Annotated in this window: 9 protein-coding genes; 4 read left to right on the top strand and 5 right to left on the bottom strand. The window is 51.4% G+C overall.

Features of this window, described 5'->3' with window-relative positions; translation table 11 throughout:
- Window positions 1-201: 201 nt before the first annotated feature.
- Window positions 202-1,242: a glycosyltransferase family 2 protein gene (locus BLO43_RS08635; RefSeq protein ID WP_254773396.1), complete on the top strand. Its 1,041-nt coding sequence runs from the start codon at window positions 202-204 to the stop codon at window positions 1,240-1,242.
- A 180-nt stretch (window positions 1,243-1,422) separates the two neighbouring features.
- Entirely contained in the window at window positions 1,423-2,187 is a 765-nt protein-coding gene (locus BLO43_RS08630) for a 3',5'-cyclic-nucleotide phosphodiesterase (RefSeq protein WP_090906702.1), read from the top strand.
- Window positions 2,188-2,277: 90 nt separating this feature from the next.
- Here the strand turns inward: BLO43_RS08630 and corA are convergent, their stop codons facing one another.
- The 4 genes from corA to rpiA all read right to left on the bottom strand — a co-directional run bounded on the left by corA (window position 2,278) and on the right by rpiA (window position 6,389).
- Window positions 2,278-3,348: a magnesium/cobalt transporter CorA gene (corA, locus tag BLO43_RS08625; RefSeq protein WP_090906701.1), complete on the bottom strand. Its 1,071-nt coding sequence runs from the start codon at window positions 3,346-3,348 to the stop codon at window positions 2,278-2,280.
- A gap of 14 nt (window positions 3,349-3,362) precedes the next feature.
- Complete coding sequence (ppx, locus tag BLO43_RS08620) at window positions 3,363-4,907, bottom strand: exopolyphosphatase (RefSeq protein ID WP_090906700.1); 1,545 nt, start codon at window positions 4,905-4,907, stop codon at window positions 3,363-3,365.
- A 33-nt stretch (window positions 4,908-4,940) separates the two neighbouring features.
- On the bottom strand, window positions 4,941-5,648 hold the full coding sequence (gene phoU / locus BLO43_RS08615; protein ID WP_074631000.1) for a phosphate signaling complex protein PhoU: 708 nt from the start codon (window positions 5,646-5,648) through the stop codon (window positions 4,941-4,943).
- Window positions 5,649-5,729: 81 nt separating this feature from the next.
- Complete coding sequence (gene rpiA / locus BLO43_RS08610; RefSeq protein ID WP_175443903.1) at window positions 5,730-6,389, bottom strand: ribose-5-phosphate isomerase RpiA; 660 nt, start codon at window positions 6,387-6,389, stop codon at window positions 5,730-5,732.
- Window positions 6,390-6,682: 293 nt separating this feature from the next.
- On the opposite strand from rpiA, the gene ilvA reads away from it, so the two are divergent.
- A complete protein-coding gene (gene ilvA, locus BLO43_RS08605) occupies window positions 6,683-8,194 on the top strand; it encodes a threonine ammonia-lyase, biosynthetic (RefSeq protein WP_090906698.1) in 1,512 nt (503 codons plus the stop codon).
- A 200-nt stretch (window positions 8,195-8,394) separates the two neighbouring features.
- Window positions 8,395-9,738, top strand: a complete 1,344-nt coding sequence (locus BLO43_RS08600) for a porin (protein WP_090906697.1) — start codon at window positions 8,395-8,397, stop codon at window positions 9,736-9,738.
- 59 nt (window positions 9,739-9,797) lie between these two features.
- Here the strand turns inward: BLO43_RS08600 and BLO43_RS08595 are convergent, their stop codons facing one another.
- Window positions 9,798-10,187 (bottom strand): hypothetical protein, encoded by a 390-nt coding sequence (locus BLO43_RS08595; protein ID WP_090906696.1) that lies wholly within the window; start codon window positions 10,185-10,187, stop codon window positions 9,798-9,800.
- Between the last annotated feature and the right edge of the window lie 106 nt (window positions 10,188-10,293).

The raw sequence follows: 10,293 nt of genomic DNA, 5'->3' as shown, positions 1-10,293 counted from the left end.
GCGCACCACCAGCGCTTTGTGAAGGAAATGATCGATGTGGGAGACCCGGACGTACTATCCCGCTATGTGGCGTTGCTGGAAGGGCAAGGGCGGCCACCAGCCAGCCAGGATCAGTCTTGTCCGGACGAACGTGCCGTGAATCTCGCCGTTGGATGACCTCATGACGTGGCCGGGTCTTTTTCAAGGAAATTACTAAGCGTCATGCCGATCCCGTCGTCGGTTATGCCTTTGTCCAACCCCTCCATTGACGTGGTAATCCCGGTCTATAACGCGCCCGAACTGACGCGGCGCTGCATTGATTCCGTCGTGACTTGCCTCGGGCGGTCCATAGAGTATATTTATATTCAGGATGATGCATCCGACCCTGAAACACGTCAGATGCTTGATAGCTTGCCTTATGAGCATATCCATGTCCATCACGCGCCAAAAAACCAGGGCTTTGGAGCATCTGTAAACGAAGCGATTAAGCGATCCAGCGCATCCTGTGTGTTGGTGCTCAACTCGGATGTCGAAGTCAGCGAAAATTTTCTGCCGCTGTTGTATACGGCGCTAGCGACTGACCCGCAGCTTGCGGTGATCATTCCCGCTGGCAACGACTACGCCAAGCATGATCTGGAGCAATATTTGCGCAGGCCCGGTGGCTACATTCCAACGCAGCGCCTGCAAGGCCACGCGTTTCTGGTTCGGCGCGACGTTTTTCTGGAGATCGGTGGTTTCGACCCGGCATTCGGTCGAGGATATTATGAGGACATAGACCTCGGCCGGCGGCTAGATCTGGGGGGGTGGCGCCTCGGCGTGCATCCCGATGCTCATATATACCATAAAGGCGGCGGGTCGTTCGGACGCGGGCGCGCATTCAGGGAACTGGCACGCCGCAACCGCAATCTTTACTACTCGCGTTATCCCAATGCACGGCGCAATGTGCTGCTTCTCTCAGGTAATTCCATACCGGCGCATTTCCCCCCGAATCTCATGGATGCAATCGAGAACGTGTTTCACGCAGGAGGATACGTTCATTGGCTTGCGCCAATGCGCCCCGCGCGATTGATTCCGTGCTTGCAAATGCGGCATGGTTTCAATATAGAGCTCATGCTGCGAGGCTGGCGTGCCGACAAGCGCGTCGCCGAAGTCTGGGTTTTATCGGATGCTCCACGCGTGTGGCGCGCTTTGCTCGATTTTTGGGCACGCATCCACGGCCTTAAAGTACTATTATGGGAAGAGGTCGCTTCAACGGAGGTTTAGGCACGTTAATCTTTAACCTGCATCGGGTCGTGACAAGCTGACTGGAAGGTGAAAATCAAACGATGCAGAAAATCTTTGTGGAGCATAGCGCCGAACTTGAGAATGAGTGAAAAATAAGCGTTTAACTGCCGGGTTTGGTTTCAATCTTTAGCAGTTAATCTAAAAGGATCGGAGGGTAAAATGCGCATAACCATACTTGGATGCACTGGCGGTGTGGCGGCGGATTTAAGAAGCACTTGCCTGATGCTGGACGATGACATTCTGGTTGATGTGGGTACTGGCGCGGGTGATTTAACGGTGAGCCAGATGCTGCAGATTGATACGGTATTTCTTACCCACTCCCATCTTGACCATGTAGCACTGCTGCCGATGCTGGCTGACGTTGTGGGGCCGCGCCGGGATATGCCACTCACGGTTTATGCCCTTCCTCAAACAATCGCCATACTCAAGCAAGATATGTTCAATTTTCGGCTTTGGCCGGATTACACCATCCTGCCTTCGCCGGAGAAACCCTATGTCGTGTTCGAGCCCATCGTGGTGGGACAGATAGTGGAGTTATCAGGAAGAAAAATCACTCCACTGCCGGTGCGGCATGCTGTGCCTGGTGTGGCCTATCAACTTGACAGCGGCAAGGCAAGCTTTGTCTTCAGTGGTGATACAACCTACCATGAGCCGTTCTGGAATGCGCTGAATGCAATCAGCAATCTGCGCTACCTGATGATCGAGGCAACGTTTCTCAACTACAACACGGCGGGCGCGGAGGCCTCTGGCCATATGCGCCCGGAACTGCTGGCAAAGGGTTTAGATCAACTCAATAAAACGGTACGTCTTTTGATTACGCATATGGAACCCGGCAATGAGGATGCCACGATGGCGGAAATTGAGACAGCGGCAGGAGAATTCAAACCGGAAAGATTGAAGCGCGGGCAGGTATTCGAGCTTTAACGAACTTCTGACCAAGCTTTCCGCTCTGGGCGGGTGACACGTTCCGCGAGGATCTATTCAATGGTTTCCAAGTTTGGGCCGCTCACTTTGCTACAACCATTTCTTCCAGCGAAACAAGGCCAGCATTCCCACGCTGATTGTGACCATAACCCCCAGCACCACAAAAAACCCCCACTCCCATTCGAGTCCCGGCAGGTGCCTGAAGTTCATGCCGTAGATGCCGGCAATCAATGTCAGCGGCATGAATATGGTGGTGATAACGGTGAGAACTTTCATCACTATACTGATGCGGTAGCTCACGCTGGACACGTAGATATCGAGCATTCCCGCTGTCAAGTCGCGCAAGGACTCGACCGACTCGATAATGTGAATGATGTGATCGTATACGTCCCGCAGATAAAGTAATGTATTGCGGGTGAACAGCGGCGAATCCCCCCGTTGCAATGAACTGATGACTTCACGTAGCGGCCACAGCGATTTTCGCAGGAAAACCCCTTCACGCTTCAGGCGGTAAATTGAATGCAGGGTACTGGGTTGAGGGCGGGTTATCAACTCTGTCTCCAGCACTTCAGTTTTCTCGTCGAACTGCTCAAGAGTGACGAAGTAGCTGTCAACAATGGAATCGATCAGGCTATACATCAGAAAATCCGCGCCTGACTGCCTGATCTGGCCTTTGCCGGCACGTAATCGCTCACGCACCGCCCCGAAGTGGGTATCGTCCGTTTCAAGAAACGATAGTACGAAATTTTTTCCCAGCACCAGGCTGATCTGATCTGAATCTATTCTTTCTTCCGTTCCGTTGTATTCACAACTAAAGATTTTCAGCACCACGTAGAGATAATCGCCGTAATCCTCCAGCTTGGAACGCTGGTCGGTGTTGAATATGTCCTCCAGCACCAATGGATGGAGGTCAAAACAAGCACCGATTTGTTCCATCATGCGGGTATCACCCAATCCATGAACGCTGATCCACTGGATACCGTGCGCAAACCTGGTTTTATCAGCCAGATCCGCAGTGGTTATCTCTGACTCGCGTACACCATTGTCGTCATAGTCGAGCAAAATGATGTGGGGGGTGACATTTTTCTTTTTGCCAATATGCACCAGTGTGCCCGGCGGCAATCCTGCTTTAGTGGATCTCTTTTTTGAATGGGATGCCATCAACCTTATCCGGGCTATACACCGATTGTGCTTCTGACTGTTTTACAGCCCATGTTTCCTTCCAGCCGTTCCTTGATACGGAAATTAAAGCCAAGAGTCGCCCATTCTTCGATTTCGGCGGACAGCGCGGTATCGGTTAACGGATTGCGTTGCAGCCATCCCTGCTCGGTAATCAGCTCGAATTCCGTATTGTCCATACGCACATTGAGCTGAGGCAACTCGATATCGCAGCGGCTGCGGTGAAATAATGTTGCCAGACGCAGCGCGAACAGCAGGGCAAAATCCAGCGGTTCGACAACAACCCCCCGCACTTTGCCGATAAGGCCCCGATGAGCAAGCGTAAGCAGACTCAGGCGCTCCTGCTCCATCCGTGAGAAGCCGGGCATATCCGCGTTACCGAGGATATATGCTGAGTGTTTGTGATAGCCCGAATGAGCCACTGAAATACCGACTTCATGTAGCCGTGCCGCCCATGACAGGCTTTGCAGCATTTCTTCCATGTCATCAGGAAAAGCCGTCAGCAATTGCGTTCCCAGCAGTAGCGCTGACGTTTCCACTCGCCTCGCTTGAGCGGAATCCACCCGATAACGTTGCATGAATTGTCTCACGGTCATTTCGCGCATATCCTGATTATGGAAACGTCCCAGCAAATCATAGAGTACGCCTTGGCGCAATGCTCCCATAGCCTGTGACATGCGGCGAATGCCTAGCTCGGAGAACGCGGCGGACATGATGGCGAACCCGCCAGGGATGACAGGCGCCCGGTCAGTACGCAATCCGGCAATTTCCAGCTTTTTAATATCGCCAGCCCTGAGCAGATAGTCGCGAAAATTGTCCAGCCCTTCCGGGGTGATGTCACCATCGCTACCGCTTGCATCGAGATTGTTCAGTTCTATTATTTCACCCAGTGCGCGCGCGGTGCCGGACGAGCCGAATGCATCCTGCCAATGGGTATTGGAGAATTCGGCGGCGATAGCCTGTACTTCGCTTCGCGCCGCGAGTTCAGCCCGCTTCATCGCACCTTTGGTGATCTTGCCATCCGGAAAAAAAAGCAGGCTGTAACTGACACAGCCCATATAGAGACTTTCCAGTTTAACGGGCTTCAGCCGTCTGCCGATGATAAATTCGGTAGAGCCTCCGCCGATGTCCATAACCAGACGATTGCTGGTGGAGGCTGGCAGGCTGCGCGCGACGCCCAGGTAGATGAGCCGTGCTTCCTCGCGCCCCGCGATAACTTCGATCGGGAATCCGAGGGCAGCTTCCGCTTTTTTTAGAAAAGCCGATCCATTCTTTGCGACTCTTAGCGTATTTGTTCCGACTGCTCGAACGGAGTGCGGTGGAAAACCACGCAGACGCTCACCAAAGCGTTTCAAGCAATCCAATGCGCGTGCCTGGGAATCTTCGTCCAGCCGCTTGTCGACAGTCAGGCCGGCGGCGAGCCGTACCATTTCGCGTAAGCTGTCCAGCGGATAGATCTGTTTGCCTACCACTCGCGCTACCTGCAAACGAAAGCTGTTTGAGCCAAGGTCTACTGCCGCAAGGGTGGAATATTCGAGCATGGCTTTCCGATTCAGAATTATTGCTAGACAGATTTACTCTCTGACTTCACGTTCAATCTCTTCAACCGTCACATGCCGCACATCCTTGCCCTTAACCATATAGATTACGTACTCCGCCATATTTTTGGCGTGATCGCCAATACGTTCAATCGCTTTTGCCACAAACAGGATTTCCAGCGCGGTGGAAATTTTGCGTGGATCTTCCATCATGAAGGTAATGAGCTGACGCATGATGGAGCGGAATTCCTCATCGACCTGTTCATCCTGGCGCACGACACGGGCGGCCGCCGCCAGATCCAGGCGAGCGAATGCATCCAGGGATTTGTGCAGCATGTCCATCGCGATATTGGCAACATGCCTGATCTCGACAAACCGTGGCATATGCATGCGATCAGCTGCGTAAATTAGCTTGGCCATGCGTGCAATCTTTTCCGCTTCATCGCCAATGCGTTCCAGATCGGTAATGGTTTTGATGACCGTCATAATCATGCGTAAATCGCCGGCGGCAGGTTGGCGGCGTGCGATGATCTGGCTGCAAATTTCGTCTATTGCCACTTCCATCGCATTCACCCGGTGGTCATCGGCAACGATATTCTCGATCAGGCCTTCGTTACCGCTGGTAAGCGCCTCAATGGCTTTTTCGATCTGTTCTTCCACAAATCCGCCCATATGCAGCACACGCGTGCGCACTGCCTCAAGATCAGTGTCAAACTGCTTGGATGTATGTTCACTGCTTGCCATGGCGTAACCTGACTGGTTAGAAGAGACGAAAAATGATACTCGCAAGTTGTGACAGTTTTGTTGCTTTCCGATTACATCAGATCAGATAACAATCGTCCGGATGCCGGCATCAATGCCCAACAGCAACACATCGGCGCCGCGCTTCGCGAAAAGACCATTGGTCACTACACCCGTTATCTGATTCAGGGCTGCCTCCAGCTCAACGGGGTTCAGAATTTTTAAGCCATGCACATCCAGGATTATATTGCCGTTGTCCGTGATAAATCCCTGGCGCAGTACCGGTTCCCCTCCCAGTCGCGTGATCTCGCGTGCCACATAGCCGCGGGCCATAGGGATCACTTCCACCGGGAGCGGAAATTTGCCGAGCACTGGCACGAGCTTACCCTGGTCCGCTATGCAGATAAATTTTTTAGCCACAGCGGCGACGATTTTCTCGCGCGTCAACGCGCCGCCACCCCCTTTTATCATGGCCAGATGCTCGGTAATTTCGTCTGTGCCGTCTACATATACCGGAAGTGCATCAATACTGTTCAGATCAATCACTTCAATGCCGTGTCCCTTCAGGCGCTGGGCTGTTGCCTCGGAGCTTGCCACTGCACCGTCGATCTTATGCTTGATATTAGACAGTTCATCTATGAAGTAATTTGCGGTGGAACCGGTGCCCACTCCAACCACGCAACCAGTGGGAATATGCTGAATAGCGGCTTGGGCGGCCGCGCGTTTCTGTTCGTCTTGCGTCATGATGTATTATTGTGTGAGTGAGAATAAGTTTAGGATAATCCTATCCGTCAATTATAACAATGTGGCGGGCTGTCCAGCAGCCTGCCGGACTTAACGAAAATCGGCTGCAAGGTTTCCGGCGGGTTCATATTTCGCTACTTTTTCGGCTAATAGAACAATTATGGGCTTCAAAGCCGTCAAAATCTGTTCTCGCCCTGTCACCTTTTACTTCGATACTTCAAGTCGGACTGGCTGCTAGGGCGCCCTCGGCATGCTAAAATCCCCAGTTTCCGACTTTGCGAAAATACGCAGCGATGAAAAACGATTATCTCGAAAGAATTCTCACTTCTCAGGTTTATGATGTGGCGGAAGAGACCCCAATGGAGCTGGCATCCAATCTGTCTGCGCGCATTCACAACTCCCTATTCCTGAAGCGCGAGGACATGCAGCCGGTGTTTTCATTCAAAGTGCGCGGGGCCTACAATAAAATGGTCAAACTTTCTCCTGCGATGCTCAAGCGTGGCGTGGTGACCGCTTCCGCCGGCAATCATGCACAGGGGGTGGCGCTCGCGGCGCAGCGGCTTCATTGCCGGGCAACCATTGTGATGCCTGTTACCACACCGCAAATCAAAATGCAGGCAGTAGAGGCGCGTGGCGCGACCGTGATTACCCATGGCGATTCCTACGATGAGGCCTATGCTCACGCATTGAAGTTTGCAACAGAGAAACGCGTGACTTTTGTGCATCCTTACGATGATCCTGATGTCATTGCAGGACAAGGTACCGTTGGAATGGAGATCCTGCGCCAACATAGCGGTCCTATTCACGCCATATTTGCACCGATAGGCGGCGGCGGCCTTATTTCCGGCATTGCCGCCTATGTGAAAAGACTGCGTCCGGAAATCAAGATTATCGGCGTCGAGCCTGTGGATGCGGATACTATGTACCAGTCGTTGCGTGCCGGGCGCCGAATCAAGCTTGCCCAGGTGGGGCTATTCGCGGATGGCGTGGCGGTGAAGCAAGTGGGCGTGGAAACCTTCCGCTTGTGTCGTGAACTATTGGACGAAATCATCCTGGTGGATACCGACACCATTTGCGCTGCGATCAAGGACGTGTTCGAGGATACTCGAACTGTCCTGGAGCCGTCGGGGGCACTTTCGATCGCTGGCGCGAAAATTTATGCCAAGCGAGAAAATATTCGCGATAAAAATCTGATTGCGATTGCCTCGGGTGCAAATATGAATTTCGATCGGCTGCGTCATATTTCCGAGCGAGCGGAACTGGGCGAACAGCGGGAAGCGGTGATGGCGGTTACCATTCCCGAGCAGCCAGGCAGCTTCAGGAAATTTTGTGCCATGCTGGGTACAAAAAGTATTACTGAATTCAACTATCGTTACGCTGACCCGAAAGAAGCGCACGTATTTGTGGCGGTATCGGTACGCAACCGCGATGAAGCGACAAAATTGATCAGGAGCCTGGAGAAAAGCGGCCTGCGCACGGAAGATTTAACCGACAATGAAATGGCAAAACTGCATATACGCCATCTGGTGGGAGGGCGTGCCCGGGAAGTGAAAAATGAGCTCCTCTACCGCTTTGAATTTCCCGATCGCCCAGGAGCGCTGATGAAATTTCTGAACAGCATGGGTCATCACTGGAATATCAGCCTGTTCCACTATCGCAATCATGGTGCCGACTACGGCCGGGTACTAGTGGGTATGGAAGTGCCTCCAGAAGAGAAAGCCGAGTTCAAGGCATTTCTCAAGGGGATGGATAATCATTACTGGGATGAAAGCAGCAATCCGGCGTATAAATTGTTTCTTGCATAGGGATGCTACGATTCCTTTTAATTTCGGTAAGCCGGGATCCGGATGGACGGTTCCGGCGGAACGGCAGTTTATGAATGAATGTATTTTTATGTTTGAGAGAAGTGGTGGTGGATTAGTATTGTGTAATAGCGCACCCTAAAAATAATAATGATTTCTTTTTTATCAGGTCCTTATGTCTAGGGAACTAAGGAAATTCACAAATGAAATGTCTGCCCAAATGCAGAAGCCGGATGGTATTTGCCATAGCAGGCAGTCTGTTATCAATTGTTATGACAGTCAGCAGTGCTTACGCGAATAACACTTATGCTAATAACCTGGTCAATTTATTCAGAGACAGCGGCATAAAGGTAGGAGGCTGGATCAACGCCGGAGCGACTTTCAATCCAAATTTTCCGGGCAATGGCTACAATGGCCCCGTCACTTTCGCTGACCGGGCGAATCGTTTTCAACTGAATCAGTTTAATATATTCATACAGCGTACCGTATTAACCGAAGGTAAGTCGTTCGATATCGGGGGCCGCTTTGATTTCATGTTTGGTACCGATGCTATTTATACCCAGGCTTTCGGTATTCCTCCCTTTGATGTAAATTCCGGGCAACCATTGAACAGGGGAAACTGGGATCTGGATTTGTGCTGTTCTTCGACTCGTACCTACGGTATCGCACTCCCGCAGGCATATGCGGAGGTCTACGTTCCAGTTGGTAACGGCCTGAACCTCAAGGTAGGCCATTTTTACTCGCCAACCGGTTATGAGACTGTCGCCGCGCCTGACAACTTCTTTTATACTCACGCCTATACCTTTAATAATGGTGAACCGTTTACCCATACCGGGTTGATGGGTAATTACTCAATCAATAAGAATTGGTCGCTTATGGGTGGCGCAACCACTGGCAGCGCAACCGGTGGATGGGACGGGGGTTTTAACAAGCAGTTGGGTAACTGGGGGGGGTTAGGCGGGATTACCTGGACCAGTAATGATATGAGAAGCTCGATTAATGTCACGGGCACCTACGCCGAGACCTCCACACGGAGCAATCAACCCTGGGGTATGTACAGCGTCGTGCTGCAACATAGGGTCACGACCAAAACACACTTTGTTTTGCACCACACACACGGTTATGCCGGGGGCGTTTTGTTGAATGGCTCACCTAAAAATGCGGAATGGTATGGTATCAGCACGCATTTGTATTATGATTTACTGGAAGATTTGTCTATAGGTGTCCGTGGAGAATGGTTTCATGACAGAGATGGTTTCCGTGTCTTTTCACCATTCCGGGTACTTGCCGCTACCAATCACACGGGATTCAGTTTTGCGGGTGCTTTTGCGCCCACCGCGGTGCCTGCTGATTATTATGCAGTCACCCTGGGCATGAATTGGAAACCGGCAAAAAGACTCAAAGTTGACTGGAAACCGATGCAAAAATTGAATATCCGTCCCAACATTCGTTATGACAGGGCGGATGGCATCGATCAGTCCTATCGGCCTTTCGATAGCAGAAAGGATCAATTCCTGTTTTCCGTGGACGCCACCATTCCTTTCTGAACATTGATTGAGAGGCGAAAGTCGCGGTTTCTCATCATTTTAGGCGTGCTCTTAGGCAATCATTCATCACGCGCGGCGTAATTATGTTGCGCCGCTTCCAGCGCCATTTGTCGATGAACAGCCGCTTCCTTCACGTGGGCTTCTGCGGTTTCCTCATATTTGCGTGCTAGCGCCCACGTATGAGATTTTAAATCCTGGGCCCGTCGGCCATAGAGATAACTTTTCTCCTCATAGTGCTCTAGTAATTTCTTTTGCTCCTCGGCCTTTATTTGCATTTGCCTTGCGGCACCTACAAAGTGATTCGTCAGCGCGTCATGATCGCTACGTGTTCTGGCATTCTGCACAGCCTTACGAATATTTGCATTCTGAATAGCCTCGTGAGGGGTTATCTGAGCGCAGGCAGCCAATAAACCGAGGGAGAAAGCTGCGAAACAGGTTTTTAGTTTCATAACGGCTTCTCCTATAAATCTGAGCAATTTGCGCAAGATTCGTTATTTATTAGAATCTATTTTAATAGACTAATGACACTTTGTCAATTATTTTATGTTATAAGTA

This window comes from Nitrosospira sp. Nsp13, from assembly GCF_900101945.1.
GTDB lineage: Bacteria > Pseudomonadota > Gammaproteobacteria > Burkholderiales > Nitrosomonadaceae > Nitrosospira > Nitrosospira multiformis_D.
Note: the sequence above shows the minus strand (reverse complement) of the source record. Positions and strands in the feature narration are given on the sequence as shown.

What these genes read in the sequence shown, in the direction of transcription:
- BLO43_RS08635 (WP_254773396.1), top strand. Translation starts at nt 202, where the DNA reads ATGCCGATCCCGTCGTCGGTTATGCCTTTGTCCAACCCCTCCATTGAC.
- BLO43_RS08630 (WP_090906702.1), top strand. Translation starts at nt 1,423, where the DNA reads ATGCGCATAACCATACTTGGATGCACTGGCGGTGTGGCGGCGGATTTA.
- corA (WP_090906701.1), bottom strand. Translation starts at nt 3,348, where the DNA reads ATGGCATCCCATTCAAAAAAGAGATCCACTAAAGCAGGATTGCCGCCG.
- ppx (WP_090906700.1), bottom strand. Translation starts at nt 4,907, where the DNA reads ATGCTCGAATATTCCACCCTTGCGGCAGTAGACCTTGGCTCAAACAGC.
- phoU (WP_074631000.1), bottom strand. Translation starts at nt 5,648, where the DNA reads ATGGCAAGCAGTGAACATACATCCAAGCAGTTTGACACTGATCTTGAG.
- rpiA (WP_175443903.1), bottom strand. Translation starts at nt 6,389, where the DNA reads ATGACGCAAGACGAACAGAAACGCGCGGCCGCCCAAGCCGCTATTCAG.
- ilvA (WP_090906698.1), top strand. Translation starts at nt 6,683, where the DNA reads ATGAAAAACGATTATCTCGAAAGAATTCTCACTTCTCAGGTTTATGAT.
- BLO43_RS08600 (WP_090906697.1), top strand. Translation starts at nt 8,395, where the DNA reads ATGAAATGTCTGCCCAAATGCAGAAGCCGGATGGTATTTGCCATAGCA.
- BLO43_RS08595 (WP_090906696.1), bottom strand. Translation starts at nt 10,187, where the DNA reads ATGAAACTAAAAACCTGTTTCGCAGCTTTCTCCCTCGGTTTATTGGCT.